This window comes from Agreia sp. Leaf283, assembly GCF_001422485.1.
Classification (GTDB): Bacteria; Actinomycetota; Actinomycetes; order Actinomycetales; family Microbacteriaceae; genus Agreia.
In genome coordinates this window covers 411,709-435,212 of sequence record NZ_LMNF01000004.1, presented here as the reverse complement: position 1 = coordinate 435,212, position 23,504 = coordinate 411,709, and the positions used below count along the sequence as shown (strand labels likewise).

The window sequence follows — 23,504 nt, the reverse complement described above, 5'->3', positions numbered from 1 at the left end:
CGCGCCCGGCGAGGCCGATGATTCTCGAGGTCGATGATCGCTGACGTCAGGGTCGGGGATCGACTACCGCGGCCAGCACGATCGGGTCTTCGCATCCTCTCGCAAAACCGCGGATGCGTCGGTCGATATCGTGCTGAAGAACCACTGCGCCGATGCGTTCCGCGATCGGCGCGAGCCACTTCGGCTTGCACGAGAAGTTGTAGCGCCAGACGGCGAGCGTGTGACCGGGTCGGTCATCGACGGCGTCGAATCGCCAGCCGCCGCCCAGCCTCTCGAAGAACCACGACCCCTTCGTCATCTTCATACCGACGTTCGAGGGCGGCTTGTACGACACGTACTCGCTCTCCATCCGGAAGCCGAAGCGCTGCACGGTATAGGTGTGCACCCCTTTGGCCGGCGACGTCGCGCCGTGCATGAAGTACTGCCTTCTGATGAACGGATCCCACCGCTTTCGAATCTCGCCGGTCGTCTGGGAGATCGCGAATGCCGTCTCGACATCGACCGGAACGACGCAACGGGACTCGACGACGGGCATGCTTCATCCTGTCACGCGCCTGCGCCCCACGAGTAGGCCGCCTGCGTCCGCATCGAGGCCACCCCGGGCGGAGATTCCGGCATACCGGGACGCAGAGGCGGCCGATAGCTCGGAATCTCCGCCCAACCTGGCGAATGGGAGGAGATACGCCAAACCGACGCAGTATTTGCGTCGGATGTGTTCATCTCCTCCCGTTTCACTGGTCGAGTAGGCCGCCTGCGACCGAGGCAGCGCTCGATAGACTTCGACAGCGGCCGAAGGAGGACTCCACGTGACAGAGCTCGTCGATATCCCCTCGCCCGGATGGCCGCTGATGTTCGGCACCGAGGGCCAGCCGGCGGTCGTGCTCGTGCACGACGACTACGGTCGCCTCCCCTACTTGGAGGCCTACGCCACCGCCCTGTCGAAGCAGGGATTCTTCGTCGTGGTTCCCGACCTCTTCAACGGCGTGGCCGCCGTAGACCCCGAGGGCGTCGCCCTGCTTCGCTCGCGACTCGACGAGGGCTTCGCCATCGCGACCCTTGCGGATGCGATCGCGCTGGGTCGCAGTTCGGGTGCGGCACGCGTGGGGATCATCGGCATGGGAGTGGGCGGTTGGCTCGCCCTGCGCAGCGCCCAGGAGGGTGCCGTCGACGCAGTCGTGGCGTACTACGCCGGACTGGCCGAGAGCGAGGGCGGCATCGTTCCCTGTCCCGTCGCCCTGCACTTCTCCGAATACGACGACTGGGGCTCCGGGCTCACCGCCGACCTGTTCGTCAGTCGGCTCAAAGAGGTCGGCACCCCCGTGACCCGGCACAACTACATCGGCACGTCGACCTATTTCGCGAATGCGACCATCTCCGCCGCACTCGACAAGAACGCCGCCGCGCTGGCCTTCGCCCGATCGACCTACTTCATGCAGGGACAGCTGCTCGACTGAGCGGGCGCCGTAGTCCCGTCGCGAACGACTGGCGGTCAGCCCTTGCCGAGAACAGCGAAAAGATCTCTGCTTGTGTTCAGAACACGGTGGATGCGAACGGCGTCGGCATCGTCTGTATAGAAGATGATGTACGGGAAGTCCGGCAGCGTGACACTCTGCAGACTCGGAATCCTCGCGTCATCCGCATATCTCGCCGACCCCAGCGACGGGTGCTCAGCAATCACGCTTTTCGTGGCGTCGAGACGATCGACGAAGCGTGTAGCAGCGTCGAATGCGGCCTGCGAGAGGTCATAGTCGACTGCCTCATCGATATCGAGATCGGCCTGCCGGGTAGTGACTACCCTCTTGGTCACTGGGCGGTCGTGCGCGCGGCACTGATGCGATCGTGCAGTCGATCGAAGTAGGCGTCATTCAATTCCGACCCGTCGCCCGAGCGTACGCCTTCGGCGACGAGTGCATGGAACTCGATGCGAGCCTGCTCACGTCGGATGAGGTCGCGCATGAACTCGCTGACATTGCCATACCGTGCGTTGTCGCCGACCTGAGACTCGACGAATTGCTTGAGGGAATCGGTGAGAGAAACGTTCATCGTCGCCATTATTCGAGACTATCAGCGATGACAAAGATTGTCATTGCTCCAACGTGCTGGAACCGAAACCACTACCCCTTCGACACGTCGCGCAGGTGATGCACGGGATCGTGGATGAAGTACTGCGCCAGCGTTTCGACCGAGAAGCTGGCACCGTCTCCCCGCCTGCCCGACCGGCCCCAGGCATCCGGGGGCACAGCATCGAAGGCGTCGGCGATCGCGTGGCCGGCCTCGACCAGCTGCGCCGAGACGGCCGCCGGGTCCTGCTCGTTGTAACGCTCCTCGACGGCGGTCGCATCCTGATCCCAGTTGGCGAACAGCGGGTCGTTCTCGGCCAGCATCAGCTCGAGGCGGCCCCGCATGGTCGTGAACACGTCGCGCACGTGCGCCGCGTACTCGAGCGGCGACCACGTGTCGTCATCCGGTCGCTCTCGCACATCGGCCCGCTGCAGCACGGCGGGCCAGGCGGCGGCGTTCTGGCGGGTGAGGTCGGCGACCTCCCGGGCGTCGGTGGTGGATGCGTCGAAACCGCACTCGGGGCACGGCTTTTCGAGCACCCAGGTCCAGCTCTTGGTCTCGGGAACGATAGGCATGGGCCGAGTTTACGGAGCGACCGAGCGGCCGCACCAAGTCATTTGCGCCACTCGTCGACGACTTCGTGCCGACCTGCGTCCGACGTATACGCTCGATGGATGAGCACCTTCAGCCCCGACGTCGTGTCCGCCATCCTGAAGCACATGAACGGCGATCACACCGACGACAACCTCCTCATCGTGCGGGCGTTCGCGAACCCGGCGGCACGCTCCGCGGTCATGACGGGCTTCGACGGATCGGTCGCGACGTGGGATGCGACCGTCGACGGAGCCACGAGCGAGGTGCGCATCGCCTGGCCGGCCGGTCCGATCACCGAGCGTGCCGAGGTTCGCCGCGAGGTCGTCGCGCTCTACGACGCCGCCTGCGTCAAGCTGGGCATCGAGCCGCGCCCGCACTAGCCGTGGCACGGCTCCTCCTATAAAGTAAGGGCAGGCTAACCTCACGGTTAGAGAACCCCTCATTTTTGGAGTCGTCATCGTGACCAACGTCATCCCATTCTCGCAGGCCCTGCGCGAGCGCACCTGGACCAGCCACAGCGAGAGCGAAGGCGCGAGCTTCATGGGTGACCTCATGAGCGGCAAGGGCACGCGCGACGACTACATCGCGCTCGTCGCACAGCACTTCTTCATCTACGAGGCCATCGAGGCGGCCGCCGATCGCATGAAGAACGACCCGGTCGCGGCGCCGTTCATCACCTCGAAGCTCACCCGGCTTCCGGCCATCGAAGAAGACCTCCGCTTCTTGATCGGCGAAGACTGGCGCGAGCAGATCGTTCCTCTGCCGACGACGGCTCGCTACGTGGCACGCATCAACGAGGTCGCGGCGACCTGGAACGGGGGCTTCATCGCCCACCACTACACGCGCTACCTCGGCGACCTGTCGGGCGGCCAGATCATCCGCACCCTGATGCAGCGCCAGTTCGGATTCGAGACCAACGGCGTGGGCTTCTACCTGTTCGGCGACATCGCGAAGCCGAAGGAGTTCAAGGAGACGTACCGCGCCCAGCTCGACGCCACCGGCTGGGACGACGCCGAGCGCGATCGTGTGATCGACGAGGTTCTCGTGGCCTACCGCTTCAACACCGAGCTGTTCGTCGACCTGGCGAACGCGAAGGCCTCTGCCGTCGCGTAGTCGGCAGCGGAAACCTGCACCTCCGGTCGGTCCCTGAACGTCAGGGACGGTGTCAAGCCCATCATCACGCGGGCGTGGAGCGCGTACTGTCCGTGTAAGCGGCGTCCAGGAGTGACCGCGCCAACGCGGAGCACGGAGGCGTCGCGAACGAGGCGAAGGCACATCATGAGCGACCGCGAGCACCCCCAGAACTCCAGCGTCCCGCCCCAGGGCGGCTACGACGGGGCCAACGATCCCGACGTCCGCTCCACTACCCCGGCACCCGTGGCGGCAACGCCGCCTTCTGCAGAACCGCGCGTATCCGCGACCACCGGCTCGACGCCCGCGGGCACGCCGACCACGGGCGTGACGACCACGGGCGGGCTCGAACCGGGCGCCGCCGTGCCCGCCGCGCCTCAGGCATCCCTGCGCCAGGAGGTCCTCGAGCGCGAGAAGGAGGAGTTCGGGGGCGTGAAGATCGGCTCGGCATTCTTCGGATGGCTGACTGCGACAGGCACCGCCGTGATCCTCACCGCTTTGGTCGCCGCCACCGGTGCCGCCATCGGACTGGGAATCACCGGCGACGCCGATGAGGCCGCCGACCAAGGCGTCGCCAACGCCGACACCGTGGGGATCGCGGGAGCCATCGCGCTGCTCGTCGTGATCTTCGTCGCCTACTACTGCGGCGGATACGTGGCCGGCCGCATGGCCCGCTTCAACGGCATGAAGCAGGGCGTCTTCGTCTGGCTGTGGGCGGTCGTCATCGCCATCGTCGTCGCCATCATCACCGCGATCGCCGGCAGCCAGTACAACGTGCTGGGCAACCTCAACAGCTTCCCGCGGATTCCGATCGACGAAGGCGACCTCACCACGGCCAGCGTGATCACCGCCATCGCCGTGGCCGTCATCAGCCTGATCGGCGCCATCCTCGGCGGCCTCGGTGGAATGCGTTTCCACCGCAAGGTCGACCGCGCCGGCCTCGGCCGCTGACCCACCGCACGGAACAGCCGAGCACCCGAACACCCACTGAACGAGCCGAGGAGACACCCATGATCGAGTCACGCGACATCGGAGGCATCGTCGGCGCGCCAGCCACCGGCCCCGACGGGCAGAAAGTCGGAACCGTCACGCAGGTGCTGGTCGACGCCGAGACCGGGCGGCCCCAGTGGGCGACCGTGAATCCAGGCCTGTTCTCCGGCTCCGACGCGTTCGTTCCGCTGGACCGCGCGGAATGGGACAGGGAGCACCTGCGCCTGCCGTATTCGAAGGACCAGCTCAAGGACTCGCCACGGTTCTCGATCGGAGAAGCGTTGAGCCCGGCCGAACAGGAGCTGCTGCGCCGTCACTACGAGGCCGACGCGGGTCCGACCTCCTGACATCTCGCTGAGACCGTTCCTCGAGTCCGTTCCCTGAGCCCGTCGAAGGGCATCCCCTTCGACAAGCTCAGGGAACGGACTTTTTTCGGCGTGTTTGCGTTCGGGTCATCATGACACTAAGCTGATTACAGCACTTAGAGTCATCGATACCTTAAGTCCAGACACGATCGGCACGGCCATGAGCCAGCAGCAGGCGAGCATCGCGGTATCCACCGTGATCTTCGCCCTGCGCAGCGATCCGACCACCGGCGTCAGCACGGTGTGGATACCGGTCGTCCGTCGCATTCGCGAGCCCCACGAGGGCAGATGGGCACTCCCCGGAGGCCCGCTTCGCATCGACGACAACCTCGAGGCGGCGGCCCGAAACCACCTGGTCGAGACCACCGCCCTCACGCCCAAGTACCTCGAACAGCTCTACGCCTTCGGCGACGTCGGTCGCTCCCCCGGCCAGCGAGTCGTCTCGATCGTGTACTGGGCCCTCGTCGAAAGCGACGAAGCGGCCCGGGCCACCGTGGGCGAGAACGTGACCTGGCTCTCGACCGATGAGCTGCCCGAGCTCGCCTTCGATCACAACCTGATCGTCGACTACGCGCTCTGGCGCCTGCGCACCAAGATGGAGTACTCCCGCATCGCGCACGCCTTTCTCGGCGACACGTTCACCCTCGCCCAACTGCGTGAGGTGCACGAGGCCGTCAGGCAGAAGCCTCTCGACCCCGCGAACTTCCGGCGCATGATCGAGTCCAGCAAGACCGTCGTCCCCACGGGCGACTTCGTCACCGGCGCCCGGCATCGCCCCGCGCGCCTCTACCGCTACGACGGGTCGATCGACCTCGCCGACCGCGGCCCCCTCCGATAGAAACCGTCCGTTCCCTGAGCCTGTCGAAGGGAACGGTCAACCCGCTTCGACAGGCCCAGCGAACGAAGAAGACGACCATGACATCCGTCGACACCACCATCCAGCTGCTCACCCGCGATGAGGCAGTAGGCGCGGTCTCCGGCAGCACCTGCACACCCGACCTCGCACTCGAGCCGTGGACCTTCGACGCGGGCCTGCCGAACTACGGCCCCGGCGCATCCATGACCGACGTCATTCCCACCGGGTCGCCGGTGCAGGGTCGCCTGCCCGCCGAGTACACGACGGCGAGCGCCGACGAACTGGATGCGCGCATCCGGGCCGCGAAGGCGACGCTCGGCGAGCGGGTCGTGGTGCTGGGCCACTTCTACCAGCGCGACGAGGTCGTGCAGTACGCGGACTTCGTGGGCGACTCGTTCCAGCTCGCGAACGCGGCCAAGGCCAAGCCCGACGCCGAGGCCATCGTCTTCTGCGGCGTGCACTTCATGGCCGAGACAGCAGACATCCTGTCGCAGCCGTCGCAGGCGGTCATCCTGCCGAACCTCGCTGCCGGATGCTCGATGGCCGACATGGCCGACATCGATTCGGTCGAAGACGCGTGGGCGCAGCTCACCGAGATCTACGGCACGGCACCGGATGCCGATGGCCGGGTTCCCGTCATTCCGGTCACTTACATGAACAGCTCGGCCGCGCTCAAGGCGTTCTGCGGCCGCAACGGCGGCATCGTCTGCACGTCGTCGAATGCGGCGACGGTGCTCGAGTGGGCCTTCGAACGCGGGCAGCGGGTGCTCTTCTTTCCCGACCAGCACCTCGGCCGCAACACGGCGAAGGCCATGGGAATCCCGGTGGAGCTCATGCCCATGTGGAATCCGCGCAAGCCCCTCGGCGGCAACTCGGCCGATGAGCTCGTCGACGCGAAGGTCGTGCTCTGGCACGGGTTCTGCTCGGTGCACAAGCGCTTCACCCCGGCGCAGATCGCCAAGGCCCGCGCCGAGTACCCGGGCGTTCAGGTGATCGTGCACCCCGAGTGCCCCATGGCCGTCGTCGACGCCGCCGATTCCGCGGGCTCGACCGACTTCATCGTCAAAGCGATCCAGGCCGCGCCGGCCGGCTCGACCTTCGCCATCGGAACCGAGATCAACCTCGTGAACCGCCTCGCCGCCGAGTACCCGCAGCACACCATCTTCTGCCTCGACGACGTGATCTGCCCCTGCTCCACGATGTACCGCATCCACCCCGGCTACCTGGCCTGGGTGCTCGAGGGGCTCGTCGACGGGGTGGTGCTCAACCGCATCCAGGTCGCCGACGACGTGATCGCCGACTCGACGGTCGCCCTCGAACGGATGCTCGCGGCCCGGCCGCCCGTGTCGGCCCCCGCCCCGCAGGCCGTGAACTGACATGGCCCGCGTCTTGATCGTCGGCAGTGGCATCGCCGGGCTGACCACCGCGCTGCATGCCTCGCAGCTGCACGCGCACGACGTCACCGTGGTGACTAAGGGCGCGCTCGCCGAGAGCAACACCCGCTACGCGCAAGGCGGCATCGCGGCGGCGACCGCGCTCGACGACAGCGCCATCCTGCACGCGCAGGACACGATCCGTGCGGGAGCGGGGCTGACCGACGAGACGGCCGCGCGCGTGCTGGCCGACGAAGGAGCGGCGGCCATCCGGAGCCTGATCGCCTGGGGCGTGCTGTTCGATCACCGACCGGGCAGCTCTGAGCCCGATCGCGCGCTCGAAGCCGCCCACTCGCGGCCGCGAGTGCTGCACGCGGGCGGAGACGCCACGGGCGCGGCGATCGAGGCCGCACTGGTCACGGCCGTGCGGGCGAGCGGCGTCGCCATCCGCGAGCACACCATGCTCACCGACCTCGTGCTAGCGGACGCGTCCGGCATCCGCGCCCGTTCGGCGCATCCGCTGCCGGCCGACCAGACGCCGATGCACCCAGGGGGTGCGGATACCGACGGGTCGAGCCGCGTCGTCGGCATCGAGGTGCTGCGTGCCGACGGAGGGCGCGAAGTGCTGCTCGCCGACGCGGTCGTGCTCGCCACCGGAGGGGCCGGGCAGCTCTACTCGCACACCACGAATCCCGCGATCGCGACGGGCGACGGCCTCGCCGCCGCGCTGAGGGCGGGAATCGCCACCGCAGACCTGGAGTTCTACCAGTTCCACCCCACCACGCTCGCGGCACCCGGAAACTTCCTCGTTTCCGAGGCGGTGAGGGGCGAGGGCGCGGTGCTGCGCAACGAGCGCGGCGAACGTTTCATGGTCGGAGTGCACCCCGACGCCGAGCTCGCCCCGCGCGATGTCGTCGCGCGGGCGATCGCCGCCGAGATGGCAAAGCAGAACGGCGTGCCCGTGAATCTGGATGCCCGGGGTATCGACCGCGAGACCGTCGCGACCCGCTTCCCCACAATAATGGCGGCGTGCGCGGCGGCAGGGTTCGACCTGGCCGACGGTCTTGTTCCTGTGGTGCCGGCAGCGCACTACTACATGGGCGGCATCGCGACCGATCTCGACGGGAGGACCTCGCACGCGGGGCTCTTCGCCGTGGGCGAGGCCGCCTGCACCGGAGTTCACGGGGCCAACCGCCTCGCCTCGAACAGCCTGCTCGAGGGCGCCGTCTTCGGCCGACGCGTGGCGGCGGCGCTGGGGCACGACCCGTTCCCTGAGCCTGTCGAAGGGATGGACGAGGCCTCCAGAACTCCGTTCCCTGAGCCTGTCGAAGGGATGGAGGACCCCCTTCGACAGACTCAGGGAACGAGCGGAACGGGTGTCGACCGTTCCGAACTGCAGGCGCTTATGTGGCACTACGCAGGGCTGACGCGCTCGGGTGTCGGCCTCGCCACGGCCGCAGCCCGCCTGCGGGTCTGGGCCGAGGCATCCGGAGCCCGCGACGACCGAACAGCCGACCGCGAGCGCATCGAGACCGACAACCTGCTCACGGTGGCCCGCGCCCTCGTCGCCGCAGCCCAGGCGCGACGCGAATCGCGGGGCGCGCACTCTCGAACCGACCATCCGCAGACCGACGCCATCGCCACGCGCGAGGCGACCCGTACGCTCCAGACACAGGGACTCTGACCATGCTTCTCACCCCGCAGGCGATCGACCGGGTCGTCACCGCCGCCCTCGCCGAAGACGCTCCCTGGGGCGACGCGACATCCGACGCGTTCCTGCCCGAGGGCGCCACGGCCACGGCCCGGCTGGTTGCCCGGGAGCCCGGCATCCTCTCGGGAGGCGAGGTCTTCGCGCGCGCCATGTCGGCTGCGCACTCCGCCACCGTGACGACGCTCGAGTTGAACGACGGAGACCTCTTCGTTCCGGGCGAGGTGCTTGCCACGGTCACGGGTCCCGCTGCCGGCGTGCTGCTCGGCGAGCGGGTCGCACTCAACCTCGTGCAGCGCATGAGCGGCATCGCCACCGCCACCGCGAGCTACGTGGCCGCGGTCGAGGGAACGGGGGCGCGCATCGTCGACACCCGCAAGACCACCCCGGGGTTGCGCGCCCTCGAACGGCACGCCGTTCGAAGCGGCGGCGGCGGCAACCACCGCTTCTCGCTGAGCGACGCCGTGCTCGCAAAAGACAACCACCTGGCCGTGCTCACCGCATCCGGAATCTCGCTCACCGAGGCGATATTGCGCGCCCGGGCCCGCATCTCGCACACCACCCACCTCGAGGTCGAGGTCGACCGCATCGACCAGATCGAGCCCGTGCTCGCGGGCGGCGTCGACACGATCATGCTCGACAACTTCTCGCTCGACGAGCTGCGTCGAGGCGTCGCGATCGTGGCGGGTCGCGCGCTGATCGAGGCCAGCGGCGGCGTGAACCTCGACACGGTGCGCGCCATCGCCGAGACCGGAGTCGACATCATCTCGGTGGGCGCCCTCACCCACAGCGCCCGAGCCCTCGACCTGGGCCTCGATCTCCAGGTCGAGGCATGAGCCTCCCCCGCGCCTGTTGCCCGGCGCGACGGATGCGCCCGGTCGCCCGGCAACATCCGTCGCCCCGGGCAACACTCGTCAGGTCTCGCCCGTGATCTACCTCGACCACGCGGCCACCACGCCCGTGCGGCGCGAGGTTCTCGAGGCGATGTGGCCGTTCCTCACCGGCGACTTCGGCAATCCGTCGAGCCACCATGCCCTGGGCGACGCGGCGGCTCGCTCGCTGGCCTCGGCTCGCGCGCAGCTCGCGGAGTGGTTCGGCGCCCGGCCCGCCGAGGTCACGTTCACGTCGGGCGGCACTGAGGCAATCAACCTCGCCATCAAGGGCATCGCGCTCGGCCAGCCTCGAGGCCGGCACATCGTGACGACCCCGATCGAGCACGAGGCCACGCTCGAGTCGATCGACTTCCTACGGCGGGTGCACGACTTCGAGGTGTCGACCGTGCCGGTGGATGCCGTTGGCCGGGTCGATCTCGACGCCCTCGCCGGGCTGGTGCGCAGCGACACGACGCTGGTCAGCGTGATGGCGGCCAACAACGAGATCGGCACCGTTCAAGACACGGTGGCGATCGGCGCTCTCGTGCACGCCGCCGGCTCGGTGCTGCACGTCGACGCCGTGCAGGCCGCCGGCTGGCTCGACGTGAGCCTGGATGCTCTCGGTGCCGATGCCGTGTCGATCTCGGGTCACAAGCTCGGCGCGCCGAAAGGCGTCGGAGCGCTGGCTGCCCGCTCTCGGCTGGTGATCGAGCCCCTGCTCCACGGCGGCGGTCAGGAGCGCGGACGGCGCTCGGGCACTGAGAACGTGGCCGCCGCCGTCGGTCTCGCCGTCGCGGCGCGACTGTCGTCGGTGGGCCGCGCCGAGGCATCCGGTCGTGTGGCCGCGCTGCGCGACGACCTGATCGCGCGGGTCGAGGCGGCCGTGCCGATCGCGCGGCTCACGGGATCGCGCGAGCACCGGCTGCCGTCGATCGCGTCGTTCCTGTTCCCCGGAACCAGCGGCGAGGGCGTGCTGCTCGGACTCGAGGAGCGCGGTGTCGTGTCGTCGAGCGGCTCGGCCTGCGCGGCCGGCAGCGACGATCCGTCGCCGGTCCTGCTGGCGTTGGGCGTCGACCCCGTGGATGCGCAGACCGCCGTTCGCTTCAGCCTCTCGACGGCGACGACCGCCGCCGACGTCGAGGCCGCCGCGAGCGCCGCAGCGGAGGCCGTGCGCGCGCTGACCCAGCTGCGCTGAGCCCGCCCCGTTCCCGACCCGTTCCCTGCCGTTCCCTGAGCTTGTCGAAGGGAACCTCGAGCACACCCCTCCGTTCCCTGAGCCTGTCGAAGGGAACCTCGAGCACACCCCTCCGTTCCCTGAGCCTGTCGAAGGGGCTCCCTTCGACAAGCCCCCTTCGGCAAGCTCAGGGAACGGTGGTTCGGCGTATCGTGGCCCGCATGCACATTGTTCTCGTTCCCGGATTCTGGCTCGGCGCGTGGTCGTGGGCACCCGTGACCGCGGCCGTCGAAGCGGCCGGTCACACGCCGCACCCGCTCAGCCTCCCCGGCATGGAATCGCTCAAGGCAGACCGGAGGGGCATCACCCTCGACGACCACATCCGCTTCGTCGAGGAGTACATCGCCGACCTCGACGGCGACATCGTCCTCGTGGGCCACAGCGGAGGCGGCTCGGTGATCCACGCCGTGGTCGACCGACACCCCGGCCGCATCCGGCACGCCGTCTACGTCGACAGCGGCCCCACGCCCGACGGCATGGAGATCAACGCCAACATTCCCGAGGTCGACGGCGAACTCCCCCTGCCCGCCTGGGACTTCTTCGACGACCTCGAGCTCACCGGACTCGACGAGGCCGACCTCGAGAACTTCCGTGCCCGCGCCGTGCCCACGCCGACCCGGGTCGCTCGCGACCCCCAGGTGCTGACGAACGAGGCACGCTACGAGGTTCCCGTCACCGTGATCACGTGCACGTACAGTGCCGAGGAGATGCGCCGCGGCATGGGCGCAGGAGTGCCCTACTTCGCGGAGCTGCCGCGCATCCACGAGGTGGGAATCGTGGAGCTGCCCACCGGCCACTGGCCCCAGTTCTCGCGCCCGCGCGACCTCGCCAACGTGATCGTCGCCGCCATCCGCTAGCTCCCCGCACGCAAACGCGTCCGCTCGGTGCATCCGCGCCCGGTCGATCGGGGGCGGATGCGCCGAACGGGCGCGGATACCGCAGCGAGACCGCGGGCTACTGTCCCCGTGACATGAAGCGTCGCACTGCCGGATCGACCGAGATGTCTGCGGGGCGCAGCGGCCTGGTGAGGTAGAGCCCCTCGAGCGAGGTGAGGCGCGAGAGGGCCACGTACGTCTGCCCCGCGCTGAACACGCGCTGGCCGAGGTCGACGATCGCCTGGTCGTAGGTCTTGCCTTGGCTCTTGTGAATGGTGACGGCCCACGCGAGGCGCAGGGGGAACTGGGTGAACTCGCCGATGACGTTCTTCGTGAGCTTCTTGTCGTCGGCCGAGTACGAGTAGCGGTGCTTTTCCCAGCTCACGGGGTCGACCTCGTGCACCTCGCCGTCGATCTCGACCCAGATCGAGCCGGCCTTGCTGATCTTCGAGACCACCCCGACCGAACCGTTCACCCACCGCTGCTCCGAGTCGTTGCGCAGGAACATGACCTGCGCCCCCACCTTGAGCTCGAGCGCCTCTTCGGCGGGAAAGTTGCGGCCGCCGAAGTCGCCCGAGACCTCGGCGTTCGCCGTGCGTACCGTGCCCGGCAGCCGCTTGAGCGCCTCGGCATTGATGCGGTTGACGGCGTCGTTGCGGGTGGCCAGGGTGATCGTGCCGTCGCTGGGAGGAGTTCGGGCGCCGGCGCCGTTGAGCGCATCCGCTATCTCTTTCGTGACCTGCCCGTGCCGCACCGCGTTCAGCATGAACTTGAAGTCGTCGTCGTGCTGCCGGTGGATCTCGGTGAGCTCGACCACGGTGAGCGACACCTCGCTCCAGACCTTCGCGTCGAAGAACCACATCGACCGGTAGTGGTCGGTGAAGTAGGCCCGCTCGTCGGAGTCGCCCGGAACGGGGGCCAGCTGGTACGGGTCTCCGAACAGAACGACTTGAACCCCGCCGAACGGCACCGTCGGCTTGTGCCGAGCCTTGCGCAGAGAGCGGTCGATCGCATCCATGAGGTCGGCGTTGACCATCGAGACCTCGTCGATGACCAGGGTGTCGATGGTGTTGAGCATCTTGCGCACATCGCCGTTCTGCTCGATGTCGGAGTCGGCGATGACCCCGATCGGCAGTCGGAACAGCGAGTGGATGGTCTGCCCGCCGACATTCAAGGCCGCGACGCCCGTGGGCGCCGAGATCACGAGCTGCTTCTCGGTGTTCCAGCTCAGGTGGTTGAGCAGCGTCGACTTTCCCGTTCCCGCCCGGCCCGTGACGAACACGTGCTTCTTCGTCGACTCGATGAGGTCGAAGACGCGCCTCTGCTCGGCGGAGAGTTCGGGAAGGGACACGCGGGAGGACTTTCTGTGCACGGCGACGAGGGGCGCATCCAATCTACCGGGCGCGTCACCCGGCACGGCCGGCGCCCGGCGGCATTGCCTAGACTGACCCCATGGATGTGCGTGTGCAGAAGAGACGCACGTCTCCCGCGCAGGTCGCGTTGGCCTGGTGCGGCGCGGTGCTGCTGCTCGTCGGGGTGTTCGCCGCCGGCGTGCTGGCGCTCAATCTCACGGTGTTCGGCTCGAGCGGATTCGTCATCACCTACCTGCAGACGCTCGGCGCCCGCGACGTCGACGGCGCCCTCGGCATGCCCGGAGTCGAGCTGCCCGACGACCTCACCCCCGACTCGGCGGGTGCGGCGCTGCTGAAGCGCAACACCCTCTCGACGATCAGCGACATTCGCGTCACCGACGACAGCGATCTGGGGTCCGGTGTTCACCGGGTCACCGTGAGCTATACGCTGCAGGGCGCGGACCGGCAGTCGGCACGCACCCAGAGCGAGTTCGTGGTCGAGCGCGGCGGAACGAGCTACGGCGTCTTCAGCCAGTGGCGTTTCAAGGAATCCCCCGTCGCCACGCTCTCGCTCGCGGTGACCAACACGACCAGCGTGACGGTCGGAACCGGCGAGCTAGACGCATCCGATCTCGGGGCCGGAAAGGGCGCCTTCGGCGCGGGGGCCCGGTACACCGTGCTCGTGCCGTCGCTTGTGGTTCTCTCGCACGACTCCCACTACCTCACGAGCGACACCGTCGCGGTTTCCCTCCCGTCGCCCGGCGAAACAGAGAGCGGCATCGTCAAGGCCGTGCCCAATGAGCTCTTCTCCCAGGTCGTCGCAGACCGCCTCACCTCGTTTCTCGACGAGTGCGCCACTCAGAAGGTGCTGTATCCCGTGGGCTGCCCGTTCTCGAAGGGCATCACCGACCGCATCGAGGGAGATCCGAGCTGGTCGATCGTGGAGTATCCGCAGGTCAAGGTCGTGGCGGGCCCGTCGTCGTGGCTGCTGGCAGCCAACGCCGGGATCGCACACATCGACGTTCAGGTGAAGTCGCTCTTCGATGGAACGGTGTCGGCCCTGAGCGAGGACATCCCGTTCTCTCTCGACTACGCGATCTCGCTCGACGACGCGGGCGCGATCACCTTCGCGGCGCGCACGTAGCAGCGCCCGGCCCTTCGACAGGGCCCTTCGACAGGGCCCTTCGACAGGCTCAGGGAACGGAGCCGCGCGTCAGCGGCGGGCGTTGAGGCGCTCGAGCATCGCGTTGTACTCGCCGAGCTCCGCCTCGTTCGTGCGGTCGGCCGTGCGGTCGCGCCGCGTGGTCTCCTTCTTGTCCTGCTTACTCCACTGGATGGCGACGGCGATCGCAAGGATCACCGTGGGGATCTCGCCGACGCTCCAGGCGATTCCGCCTCCGGCCTGCTGGTCCTCGATGGCGCTCACGCCCCACGGGCGGCCCATCGCGCCGTACCAGTCGGCGAGCAGCAGCCCGTTGCCGGTCATCATGGCGAGCCCGAAGAAGGCGTGGAACGCCATGACCGCGAGCAGCAGCAGGAGTCGGAACGGGTAGGGGAAGCGGTAGGGCACGGGGTCGACGCCGATGAGCGCCTGCACGAGCAGGTAGCCGGTGATGAGGAAGTGAGCGATCATCCACTCGTGGCCGATGTGGTCGACGGTCGCCCAGCGGAACAGCGGCGAGTAGTAGAAGACCCAGAGGCTGCCGGCGAACAGCAGTGCGGCCACGATGGGATTGGCGAGGAACGACCCGATCTTCGAGTGCACCGCGAGCAGCACCCACTCGCGACCGCCCCGCGTTCCGTCTTGGCGCTTGGCGACGGCGCGCATGATGAGCGTGATCGGAGCAGCGGGCACGAGCAGCAGCGGCACCATCATGCTCAGGGTCATGTGCCCGAGCATGTGCATGCTGAAGAGGTACTTCTCGTAGACGTTGATGCCGCCGTTGGTCACATAGAACAGCAGCAGCATGCCCGCCACCCAGAGCACGCTGCGGTGGATGGGCCACTTGTCTCCGCGCTTGCGCAGGCGACGCACGCCGGCGAGGTAGAAGACGATGCCGAAGCCGCACAGCAGAATCCAGAGCAGGTCGAAGTTCCACTCGGTGAAGTAGCGGGAGAGCTCGAGCTCGGGCGGAAGCTGCTCGCCGGTGAGGATCTGCGCGGGCGTCTGCACCGCCGGGATGGCATCGTCGACCGGCGGGGCCGAGCGACCGAGTGCGGCGGCGGCACCCGACGCGATTCCCATGAACGCGAGCTCGACGACCGCGATCTTCCAGAAGAAGTAGCGACGGCTCGTCTCGGCAAGACGACGGATGAGCGACCGCCGGTAGGCCGCGCCGAAGACGCCCAGCGCGATCAGGGCTCCGACCTTCACCAGTACGAGCAGGCCGTAAGGCGTGAGCAGCCTGTCGAGGCTTCCGATGCGCAGCTCGGCGCTGACGTAGCCGGATGCCGCGACCACGATGAAGCAGACGAGCGCGACGGTCGAGTATCGCGAGATGACCGAGAGCATGCGGTCGTTGTCGAGCTGGGGCGAGATGATCACAAGCACGAGCAGTCCGCCGAGCCAGACCGCTGCGAAGACCAGGTGCAGCCCGAGCGCGGTGATGGCGGCGTCGTGGCCGGTCGTTCCGGCGGCGTGGCCCTGCTGCGCCATGGGCACGAGCATCACCACGGCGAGCACGCCGACGAAGACCAGGGCGGTGACATTGCGCACCGCGAAGCAGAGCACCGTGACGGCGGCCGCGATGAGGGTGGTGATCAGCCAGGCCTGCCCGATCTCGACCTGGGTCAGGAACTGCCCGAGCAGCTCGCCGTAGGAGTTGTCGAACCGCACCGACTTGACGGTGAGCTGCAGGAACGTGAGGAAGCCCGTGGCCGCGGACGCCACGGTGAGCACGGCGGCCGAGCCTGCCGCGACGTCGAGCGCGCGGGTGAACTCGGGCTTGTCCGAGCGCAGGGCGAAGACCGCCAGAACGAGGGCGCCGAGAACGCCGGCGGCACCGAGGTTCACGATCATCTTGGTGACCGGGATGCCGTAGCGCACCACGGGGCCGGGATCCTGCAGGAGTTGCGCATCCGCCCCACCGGCGATGCGCAGACCGACGAGAAGCATCACGAAAGCGACCGCCAGGAGAACGGCGGGACCTACGGTTCGAACAACTCTCGGCACCCGTCAACTTTACGCGGCATTCCTGAGCGCACGGCCCGGTCTGCGCTCGGTCGGGCACACCTCGGCGTGGGAACTGGAGGCCCTATTCCACTCGACCTAGACTCAGCGCCCATGAGCACTGCGACGATGCCCGCCCGACGCCCCGCACTCACCGCGAAGGGAGCAGCGACCCGCGCCCGCATCGTGGAGGCCGCCGCCGCCCTCGTTCGGCAGCGCGGCGCCGCGCGCACCAGCATCGACGAGGTCAGGGCCGAGGCCCAGGTCAGCGCCTCGCAGCTGTATCACTACTTCTCAGACAAGAACGAGCTGATGCGCGCAGTCGTGGCGCACGAGGCGGCCGTCGCTGTCGAGCAGCAGCCGCAGCTCGCGGCGCTCGACAGCATCGAGTCGCTGCACGCCTGGCGCGACGGGGTGGTCGAGCATGCGGGCACGCGGGGGTTCCACGGCTGGTCGCCGCTCGGGTCGCTCGCCAGCGAGCTCGTCGACACCGATCCGGATGCCCGTGCCGGGCTCGTCGACGGATTCGGGCTCTGGCTCGCCCCGGTTCGAGCGGGCCTGGTGGCGATGCGCGCATCCGGTGCGCTGCGATCGGACGCCGATCCCGACTCCCTCGCCGCCGGCCTGCTCGCCGCGCTCCAGGGAGGGCTGCTCATCTCGCGGGTCCACGAGGAGACGACCCCGCTCGAGGCGGCGCTCGATGCGGCGCTCGCGCGCGTCGAGAGCTTCGCGCCGCAGGAGGCGGCGGTCGACGCGGCCGACCCGGTCCGGCGCACGCCCGCGTCGCCGGCCCGGGCATCCGGTGCCGCATCCACGTCTGCACCCCGCACGCCGCTGCGCCCGCGCCGCCCGCTCGCCCGCTGACCCCGCTCGTCGAGCCGGCCCGCCCGTCGAGCCTGTGCCGTTCGTCGAGCCTGTCGAGACGGAGCCCCTTCGACAAGCTCAGGGAACGGGGTGTCCGTTCGTCGAGCCTGTCGCGTGCCCGATCCAGTCGGCGCGAAAGCACCCATCTGACAGAGTATGGACGCCTTCGCGTCGAGTGGATTCCTCACGTCCTATCGAGTCGGCGCAAACGCATCCTCCCGAGTGATCAAAGGTGCTTCTCCGCCGAGTCGCGGTCGGCCCCTTCGACAAGCTCAGGGAACGGGGCCGCCGTTAAACGCCTCAGGGGCGCCCGCGTAGCGCGGACACCCCTGAGGATGAAGATTCGAAAAGACTACTTGGCGGCAGCCTTGAGCTTCGAGCCAGCGGAGATCTTGACCGAGTGACCGGCGGCGATCTGGATGGCCTCACCCGTCTGCGGGTTGCGGCCGGCGCGGGCTGCACGCGAGGTGCGCTCGACAGCGAGCCATCCCGGGATCGTGACCTTGACGTCGTTGCCGACCGACTCCGCGAGCGTCGCGAAGAGAGCGTCGAGAACCTCGTTGACAGCGGACTGCGTCTGGCCGGATGCAGCGGCGACCTGAGCGACGAGCTCGGTCTTGTTGAGTGACTTATCAGCCATGGGTGTCCTCCTCGGACCTTGTGCTGCGCGAAGCAGCTCTAGAAACGAAACGGTGGAAACCTTGAGTAGGCCACACGTCTGGTCTGTTCGACCGTGACGAATGTATCAGAGATCGCCGGGATTTCGCGGATTACCGCGCCTCGCGGGGCATCCGGCACCCCTGAAACGCAAAAAAGGATGCCGACCCGTGGGTCGGCATCCTTTTCTGGATGCTCAGATCAGAACTGCCGGACTACCAGGAGCTCTTCGTGATGCCGGGCAGCTCGCCGCGGTGAGCCATGTCACGGAAGCGAACACGGCTGATGCCGAACTTCGTGAGCACACCACGGGGGCGGCCGTCGACCGCGTCACGGCTGCGCACGCGCACCGGTGAGGCGTTCTTGGGCAGCTTCTGCAGGCCGAGGCGGGCGGCCTCGCGCTCGGCGTCGGTCGACGTCGGGCTGACGAGGGCCTTCTTCAGCTCAAGGCGCTTGGTGTTGTAGCGAGCGACGATGACTTTACGCTGCTCGTTCTTTGCGATCATGCTCTTCTTGGCCATGTGTTACCTCTCCTCCCGGAAATCGACGTGCTGGCGGATGACCGGGTCGTACTTCTTGAGCACGAGGCGGTCGGGGTTGTTGCGGCGGTTCTTCTTGGTGACATAGGTGTAACCCGTGCCTGCCGTCGAACGCAGCTTGATGATCGGACGAACGTCCTGTGACTTGGCCATTAGATTTTCTCCCCACGGGCGAGAAGATCCTTGACAACGCTCTCGATGCCGCGTGCGTCGATGACCTTGATGCCCTTGGTGCTGAGCTGCAGGGTCACGTTGCGACGAAGCGACGGAACGTAGTACGTCTTCTTCTGGATGTTCGGGTCGAACCGACGCTTGGTGCGACGGTGCGAGTGCGAGATGTTGTGTCCGAAGCCGGGAATGGCGCCGGTCACCTGGCAGGTTGCTGCCATGATTTCCTCCATAGTTACCGTAGAAAAACGCAGTTGCCCGCGCGTTCTACCCAAGATTGCTTGTCGGCACACGACGCCCCCGAATGAATCAGTGGGGGTTTGTGTACATGCGAGTGGAGATGCCACTCGACCAGCTACCGAGTTTAGGCGACCGGCCGGATGCGCGCAAGTACGCGGGTGCGCGGGTTCAGCCGGCGGGCGTGGGAACGCACGAGTTGCAGAAGCCGAAGATGTCGACCACGTGCTCGGGGCGTGAGAAGCCGTGCAGCGCTGCGGTCTTTCGAGCCCACGACTCGACCTCGTCGGCCTCGATCTCGACCGTGAGGCCGCAGCTCCGACAGATGAGGTGATGGTGGTGCCCGGTGCTGCATGCCCGGTAGAGGCTCTCGCCGTCGGGTGACTGCAGCGAATCGGCTTCGCCCTCATTGGCCAGGTCGGCGAGCGCGCGATAGACCGTGGCCAGTCCGATGTGCGATCCGCTGGAATGCAGATTGGAGTGGAGCCCCTGTGCACTGACGAAGCCGATCTGGGTGCCGAGTGCAGCACGCACCGCCTCGCGCTGCCAGGTGTTGCGCTTCACGACCATGATCTACCTCCGAGGCCATGTGCGGCCGAAATCCCCTCAACCGTAACCGGTGTCGCTGTGCTTCGCCTAGGCATCCAGAGCCACCAGCCGTCGACCCGAGACGCCCCGTCGCGCACGCGACGCCGCGATGATGCGGCAGACCACGTAGATGGCGAACGAGATGGTGGTGACGTAGGGACTGATCGGCACCGATCCGCCGAGCGCGAGCATGATTCCGCCCACGAGCGAGAGCACGGCGAAGAGCATGCTGAGGAGGGGAACGACGATCGGCGACGACGACACCCGCAGGGCGGCGGCGGCGGGCGTGACCAGGATCGACAGCACCAGCAGCGAGCCGACGACCTGAACCGACACGGCGACCGCAAGGCCGAGCAGCAGCATGAAGACGATGGAGAGCGTGCGCACCGGCACCCCCCGCGCCGAGGCCACATCGGCGTCGACGCTGGCGAAGGTGAGCGGGCGCCACACGACGAGCAGGCCGATCACGACGACGATCGAGATGGCGATGAGCGAGTTCAGCCGGGGGTCGTCGACCGCGACGATCTGGCCGGTGAGCAGCCCGAACTTGTTGGCGCTGCGACCCGGATAGAGGGCGAGGCACAGGATGCCGAGGCCGAGCCCGAAGGGCATCAGCACGGCGATGATCGAGTTGCGATCGCGCGACTTCGCGCCGAGGAAGCCGATGATCAGAGCGGCCACGATCGACCCCACGAGAGAGCCCTCGACGACGCCGACTCCGAAAAGCAGGCCGGCGGACGCGCCCGCGAACGACAGCTCGCTGATGCCGTGCACGGCGAACGCCATGTCCCTCGACATCACGAACACGCCGATGAGTCCCCCGACGATGCCGAGCACGGCGCCGGCGATGATCGAGTTCTGCAGCAGAACGAGCAGTTCGCCGTAGTCGGTGAAGTTGAAGACCTGCGACCAGAGGTCGGCCCAGTCGATGTCGCTCATCGCCGCACCCCATCGCCCGAGCCGGGCGCATCCGGCACGTGGTCGCCGTCGTGGTGCACGTGCCCGTCGTGGCCGTGGTGCGCATCCGGAACCCCGACCACGATCACGCGGCCGCGCGTGCGGATGACGTCGACGGGCGAGCCGTAGAGCTCGGAGAGCACCTCGCTGCGCAGCACCTCATCGGGTGTGCCGATGCGGAAGGAGCCGCCCGCCAGGTAGAGCACTCGGTCGACCATGTCGAGGACCGGGTTGATGTCGTGGGTCACGAACAGCACGCCGAGGTCGCGCTGCCGGCGGTGCGTGTCGATGAGCTCGGAGACGGCGCGCTGGTGGGCGAGGTCGAGCGAGAGCAGGGGCTCGTCGCAGAGCAGCAGCCGGGGGTCGCCCGCGAGCGCCTGCCCCACACGCAGACGCTGCTGCTCGCCGCCCGACAGGGTCGAAACGGCTACATTCGCGAACTCGGATGCGCCGACCGATTCGAGCAGGACGTCGACCTCGCGGCGGCGCGCGGCCCGGGGCAGCGGAAGCCCGAAGCGGTGGCCGTCGACGCCGAGGGCGACCAGGTCGCGTCCGCGGAGCGGGGCCCCCTCGTCGGCGAGCTTCTGCTGCGGAATGTATCCGATGCGGCGGTTGCCCCGGGTGACCGGGGACCCCTCGAACGCCATGGTTCCGGCGCTGAGCTGCTGCTGGCCGAGGATGACCTTCAGCAGGCTCGACTTGCCCGACCCGTTGGCCCCGAGCACGGCGATGAACTCGCCCGCGCGCACGTCGAAGTCGAGGTCGTGCCACAGGCGCCGCTCGCCGAATTGAAGCGCGCCGCCGCGAACGCGCAGCACGACATGGCGTGGCGCGTTGCGGGGCGAGGGGGCCTTGTCTAAGCCGGCTCGCGCCGACTTCGCCCCGAAGATCTTCACTCGGTGAAGACTACTTGCCGCTGAGCGCGCCCTGAAGCGCGTTGAGGTTCGTCGTCATCCAGCTGATGTAGTCGGTGCCGTCGGGAAGGGTCTCGGTGACGGGAACGACCGGCACCCCCGCGTCCTTCGCCGCTTTCAGCACGAGCTCGGTCTGGGCCCCCGAGGTCTGCTCGTTGTAGACCAGTGCCTTCACCGCACCCGAGGAGAACAGCTCCTGGGTCTGCTTGAGAACGTCGGCGGGAACGTCTGTACCCTCTTCGATCGCCTCACTGAAGGCATCCGGCGTCTTGTTCACGAGGCCGGCGGCCTCGAGCATGTAGAGCGGCACGGGCTCGGTGATCGCGACGCCGGTCTGGTCGAACGAGGCCTTGATGTCCTTCTCCTGCTGCTCGAGCGCGGCGAGCTGCGAGTCGAACGTCTCGGCGTTCTTCTCGTAGGTCTCGGCACCCTCGGGGTCGATCGCGCTGAGCTGGTTCACGAGCTCGTCGGAGAGCTTCTGCACGGTGGGGAAGTCGTACCACATGTGCTCGTTGAACTCGCCCTCGGCGGGCTCCTCGTCGTAGCCCGAGATGTCGGCCGCGTTCAGCACGGGGGCGATCTTGTTATCGGCAGCCGAGAGCATGGTGTCGACGAAGTCGTCGTAGCCGCCGCCGTTCTCTATCACGAGCTGCGCCTTCGAGAGGGAGAGCTGGGTGCGGGCGTCGGCCTCGTACTCGTGCGGGTCCTTATCGGGGCTATCGATGATCGACGTGACGCTCACTCGGTCTCCGCCGATCTGCTCCGCGATGTCGCCGTAGACGTTGGTCGAGGCGACGATGCGCACGCCCGACTCGTTCGTCGGGTCGTCGGTCGCTCCGGCATCTGTGGATGCGGACGCGCAGCCGGAGAGCGCCAGTGCGGTGGCCGCGGCGAGGGTGGTGAGGGTGAGGAGTTTCTTCACGGGAAGGGTGAGCCGTTCTAAGTCGGATGCGATTCGGGTCTTCTCGAAAGTAGCCTTATTGATAATGATTGTCAAAACAGATAGTCATGAGACGCCCGGTCTCGTCGCCGACCGGTCGGCAGCGCGAATCCGCTCCTATGATCACTGCATGGACTCCCGCCAGATCAAGACCCGCGCCAAGCTCGCCTCCGTCGTGCTGGCGCTGGCGTCGGAGCGGCCGGCAAGCGAGATCACCGCATCGGAGATCGCCAAAGCCGCGGGGATCAACCGGTCCACCTTCTACCAGCACGCCACGTCGCCCGTCGGCCTGCTCGAGGGGGTGCTTCGCGACGAACTCGACGAGATCCGCGACCACTATCTCGGCGAGGCCGACTTCGATACCGGGCCGCAGGCATCCGAGGCCATCGAGCGGGTGACCATCGCGGTTCTCGAGCACGTCGACTCGCACGATGCCATCTACACCCGGGGGCTGGGCGAGGGCAGCGGATCGGCGAGCCTGCAGCCGCTGCTGAGCCAGCACTTCGCCGGATCGATCGAGCTGCTCCTCGAACGGCACGCGCTCACCGTGCCCCAGTCGTCGAGCATCCTGCCCGCGGGCTTCGTGGCGGATGCCGCGGCCCGCTTCATCGCCGACGGCACGGTGGGCGCGCTCGACGTGTGGTTGTCGACCCCGATACCGCGCAGCACCGCCGCCTTCATGTCGGCCTACCGCGTGTTCCTGCCGTCGTGGTGGCCGCTGCCGGCCTGAGCAACCCCCCTACGCCTCCAGACGCACACGCGCAGACTGGACGCATGCCCGCATATCAGACCCCAGACATCGACGAGCGCCTCGAGGCGAAGATCCTCGAGCTGCTCGAGAAGCGCGCGCCCACCTCGACGATCTGCCCGTCGGATGCCGCACGGGCCGTCGGCGACGACGACTGGCGCGGGCTGATGGATGCGTCGCGCAGCGCAGCCTCGAGGCTGGTCGCCCGCGGCGAGGTCGAGATCACCCAGGGCGGCGAGCCGGTCGACCTGGCTGCCGCGCGCGGACCCATCCGCATCCGTCGCCTTCGCCCGTGACGCCAAACGCGGGTGG

29 protein-coding genes are annotated in these 23,504 nt (G+C 67.9%); 15 read left to right on the top strand and 14 right to left on the bottom strand.

Going from position 1 to position 23,504, the window contains the following annotated elements:
• Positions 1 to 46: 46 nt before the first annotated feature.
• Positions 47 to 535 carry an SRPBCC family protein gene (locus ASF51_RS18325; RefSeq protein WP_055933407.1) on the bottom strand — a complete coding sequence of 163 codons (489 nt, stop codon included), beginning with the start codon at positions 533 to 535 and terminating at the stop codon, positions 47 to 49.
• Positions 536 to 806: 271 nt separating this feature from the next.
• Between ASF51_RS18325 and ASF51_RS18320 the strand changes: the two genes are divergently transcribed.
• Complete coding sequence (locus ASF51_RS18320; RefSeq protein ID WP_055933403.1) at positions 807 to 1,454, top strand: dienelactone hydrolase family protein; 648 nt, start codon at positions 807 to 809, stop codon at positions 1,452 to 1,454.
• Positions 1,455 to 1,489: 35 nt separating this feature from the next.
• Here ASF51_RS18320 and ASF51_RS18315 read toward each other — a convergent pair whose 3' ends face one another.
• The 3 genes from ASF51_RS18315 to ASF51_RS18305 all read right to left on the bottom strand — a co-directional run bounded on the left by ASF51_RS18315 (position 1,490) and on the right by ASF51_RS18305 (position 2,636).
• Entirely contained in the window at positions 1,490 to 1,807 is a 318-nt protein-coding gene (locus tag ASF51_RS18315; protein WP_055933400.1) for a type II toxin-antitoxin system RelE/ParE family toxin, read from the bottom strand.
• Positions 1,804 to 2,043: a CopG family transcriptional regulator gene (locus ASF51_RS18310; protein WP_082480621.1), complete on the bottom strand. Its 240-nt coding sequence runs from the start codon at positions 2,041 to 2,043 to the stop codon at positions 1,804 to 1,806. The genes ASF51_RS18315 and ASF51_RS18310 overlap by 4 nt, the downstream gene beginning before the upstream one ends.
• Before the next feature lie 71 nt (positions 2,044 to 2,114).
• Entirely contained in the window at positions 2,115 to 2,636 is a 522-nt protein-coding gene (locus tag ASF51_RS18305; protein WP_055933394.1) for a DinB family protein, read from the bottom strand.
• Positions 2,637 to 2,735: 99 nt separating this feature from the next.
• Here ASF51_RS18305 and ASF51_RS18300 point away from each other — a divergent pair, with 99 nt between their 5' ends.
• The 10 genes from ASF51_RS18300 (at position 2,736) to ASF51_RS18255 (ending at position 12,041) form a co-directional block, all read left to right on the top strand.
• On the top strand, positions 2,736 to 3,035 hold the full coding sequence (locus ASF51_RS18300) for a DUF2470 domain-containing protein (RefSeq protein WP_055933391.1): 300 nt from the start codon (positions 2,736 to 2,738) through the stop codon (positions 3,033 to 3,035).
• A 79-nt stretch (positions 3,036 to 3,114) separates the two neighbouring features.
• On the top strand, positions 3,115 to 3,768 hold the full coding sequence (locus ASF51_RS18295) for a heme oxygenase (biliverdin-producing) (RefSeq protein WP_055933388.1): 654 nt from the start codon (positions 3,115 to 3,117) through the stop codon (positions 3,766 to 3,768).
• Between the two features lie 165 nt (positions 3,769 to 3,933).
• Positions 3,934 to 4,737 carry a hypothetical protein gene (locus ASF51_RS18290; RefSeq protein ID WP_157412225.1) on the top strand — a complete coding sequence of 268 codons (804 nt, stop codon included), beginning with the start codon at positions 3,934 to 3,936 and terminating at the stop codon, positions 4,735 to 4,737.
• A gap of 59 nt (positions 4,738 to 4,796) precedes the next feature.
• Positions 4,797 to 5,123 carry a PRC-barrel domain-containing protein gene (locus ASF51_RS18285; protein WP_055933385.1) on the top strand — a complete coding sequence of 109 codons (327 nt, stop codon included), beginning with the start codon at positions 4,797 to 4,799 and terminating at the stop codon, positions 5,121 to 5,123.
• 178 nt (positions 5,124 to 5,301) lie between these two features.
• Entirely contained in the window at positions 5,302 to 5,979 is a 678-nt protein-coding gene (locus tag ASF51_RS18280; RefSeq protein WP_055933382.1) for an NUDIX domain-containing protein, read from the top strand.
• A gap of 77 nt (positions 5,980 to 6,056) precedes the next feature.
• A complete protein-coding gene (nadA, locus tag ASF51_RS18275) occupies positions 6,057 to 7,373 on the top strand; it encodes a quinolinate synthase NadA (protein ID WP_055933379.1) in 1,317 nt (438 codons plus the stop codon).
• Position 7,374: 1 nt separating this feature from the next.
• Positions 7,375 to 9,054, top strand: a complete 1,680-nt coding sequence (nadB, locus tag ASF51_RS18270) for an L-aspartate oxidase (protein ID WP_055933376.1) — start codon at positions 7,375 to 7,377, stop codon at positions 9,052 to 9,054.
• A 2-nt stretch (positions 9,055 to 9,056) separates the two neighbouring features.
• Positions 9,057 to 9,914, top strand: a complete 858-nt coding sequence (gene nadC / locus ASF51_RS18265; protein WP_055933373.1) for a carboxylating nicotinate-nucleotide diphosphorylase — start codon at positions 9,057 to 9,059, stop codon at positions 9,912 to 9,914.
• A 91-nt stretch (positions 9,915 to 10,005) separates the two neighbouring features.
• Positions 10,006 to 11,145 (top strand): cysteine desulfurase family protein, encoded by a 1,140-nt coding sequence (locus tag ASF51_RS18260; RefSeq protein WP_055933669.1) that lies wholly within the window; start codon positions 10,006 to 10,008, stop codon positions 11,143 to 11,145.
• 200 nt (positions 11,146 to 11,345) lie between these two features.
• Positions 11,346 to 12,041 carry an alpha/beta fold hydrolase gene (locus ASF51_RS18255; RefSeq protein ID WP_055933666.1) on the top strand — a complete coding sequence of 232 codons (696 nt, stop codon included), beginning with the start codon at positions 11,346 to 11,348 and terminating at the stop codon, positions 12,039 to 12,041.
• 97 nt (positions 12,042 to 12,138) lie between these two features.
• Here the strand turns inward: ASF51_RS18255 and ASF51_RS18250 are convergent, their stop codons facing one another.
• Positions 12,139 to 13,410, bottom strand: a complete 1,272-nt coding sequence (locus ASF51_RS18250) for an ATP-dependent RecD-like DNA helicase (RefSeq protein ID WP_055933369.1) — start codon at positions 13,408 to 13,410, stop codon at positions 12,139 to 12,141.
• Positions 13,411 to 13,511: 101 nt separating this feature from the next.
• On the opposite strand from ASF51_RS18250, the gene ASF51_RS18245 reads away from it, so the two are divergent.
• The gene (locus tag ASF51_RS18245) at positions 13,512 to 14,555 is read left to right on the top strand and encodes a hypothetical protein (RefSeq protein WP_055933366.1); all 1,044 of its coding nucleotides are present in this window, start codon (positions 13,512 to 13,514) and stop codon (positions 14,553 to 14,555) included.
• Between the two features lie 69 nt (positions 14,556 to 14,624).
• Here the strand turns inward: ASF51_RS18245 and ASF51_RS18240 are convergent, their stop codons facing one another.
• On the bottom strand, positions 14,625 to 16,526 hold the full coding sequence (locus ASF51_RS18240; protein ID WP_055933663.1) for a cytochrome c oxidase assembly protein: 1,902 nt from the start codon (positions 16,524 to 16,526) through the stop codon (positions 14,625 to 14,627).
• A 168-nt stretch (positions 16,527 to 16,694) separates the two neighbouring features.
• On the opposite strand from ASF51_RS18240, the gene ASF51_RS18235 reads away from it, so the two are divergent.
• Positions 16,695 to 17,444, top strand: a complete 750-nt coding sequence (locus ASF51_RS18235) for a TetR/AcrR family transcriptional regulator (RefSeq protein WP_235497317.1) — start codon at positions 16,695 to 16,697, stop codon at positions 17,442 to 17,444.
• A 352-nt stretch (positions 17,445 to 17,796) separates the two neighbouring features.
• Here the strand turns inward: ASF51_RS18235 and ASF51_RS18230 are convergent, their stop codons facing one another.
• From ASF51_RS18230 to ASF51_RS18195, 8 genes are all read right to left on the bottom strand, one after another.
• Positions 17,797 to 18,084 (bottom strand): HU family DNA-binding protein, encoded by a 288-nt coding sequence (locus ASF51_RS18230; RefSeq protein WP_044443721.1) that lies wholly within the window; start codon positions 18,082 to 18,084, stop codon positions 17,797 to 17,799.
• A gap of 232 nt (positions 18,085 to 18,316) precedes the next feature.
• Positions 18,317 to 18,622 (bottom strand): 30S ribosomal protein S14, encoded by a 306-nt coding sequence (gene rpsN / locus ASF51_RS18225; RefSeq protein WP_044443722.1) that lies wholly within the window; start codon positions 18,620 to 18,622, stop codon positions 18,317 to 18,319.
• Between the two features lie 3 nt (positions 18,623 to 18,625).
• Positions 18,626 to 18,793 carry a 50S ribosomal protein L33 gene (gene rpmG / locus ASF51_RS18220; protein ID WP_055782315.1) on the bottom strand — a complete coding sequence of 56 codons (168 nt, stop codon included), beginning with the start codon at positions 18,791 to 18,793 and terminating at the stop codon, positions 18,626 to 18,628.
• Positions 18,793 to 19,029 (bottom strand): 50S ribosomal protein L28, encoded by a 237-nt coding sequence (gene rpmB / locus ASF51_RS18215; RefSeq protein ID WP_055782318.1) that lies wholly within the window; start codon positions 19,027 to 19,029, stop codon positions 18,793 to 18,795. Before rpmB ends, rpmG begins: the two co-directional genes overlap by 1 nt.
• 187 nt (positions 19,030 to 19,216) lie before the next feature.
• Positions 19,217 to 19,615 (bottom strand): Fur family transcriptional regulator, encoded by a 399-nt coding sequence (locus tag ASF51_RS18210; protein ID WP_055933363.1) that lies wholly within the window; start codon positions 19,613 to 19,615, stop codon positions 19,217 to 19,219.
• Between the two features lie 66 nt (positions 19,616 to 19,681).
• Positions 19,682 to 20,572, bottom strand: coding sequence for a metal ABC transporter permease (locus ASF51_RS18205; RefSeq protein WP_055933360.1), 891 nt, complete (start codon positions 20,570 to 20,572; stop codon positions 19,682 to 19,684).
• Entirely contained in the window at positions 20,569 to 21,405 is an 837-nt protein-coding gene (locus ASF51_RS18200; RefSeq protein WP_200926170.1) for a metal ABC transporter ATP-binding protein, read from the bottom strand. The genes ASF51_RS18205 and ASF51_RS18200 overlap by 4 nt, the downstream gene beginning before the upstream one ends.
• A 91-nt stretch (positions 21,406 to 21,496) precedes the next feature.
• Positions 21,497 to 22,426 (bottom strand): metal ABC transporter solute-binding protein, Zn/Mn family, encoded by a 930-nt coding sequence (locus ASF51_RS18195; protein WP_055933358.1) that lies wholly within the window; start codon positions 22,424 to 22,426, stop codon positions 21,497 to 21,499.
• A 148-nt stretch (positions 22,427 to 22,574) separates the two neighbouring features.
• Between ASF51_RS18195 and ASF51_RS18190 the strand changes: the two genes are divergently transcribed.
• Positions 22,575 to 23,174, top strand: a complete 600-nt coding sequence (locus tag ASF51_RS18190) for a TetR/AcrR family transcriptional regulator (RefSeq protein ID WP_055933355.1) — start codon at positions 22,575 to 22,577, stop codon at positions 23,172 to 23,174.
• 44 nt (positions 23,175 to 23,218) lie between these two features.
• A complete protein-coding gene (locus tag ASF51_RS18185) occupies positions 23,219 to 23,488 on the top strand; it encodes a DUF3253 domain-containing protein (RefSeq protein ID WP_055933352.1) in 270 nt (89 codons plus the stop codon).
• Positions 23,489 to 23,504: the final 16 nt, after the last annotated feature.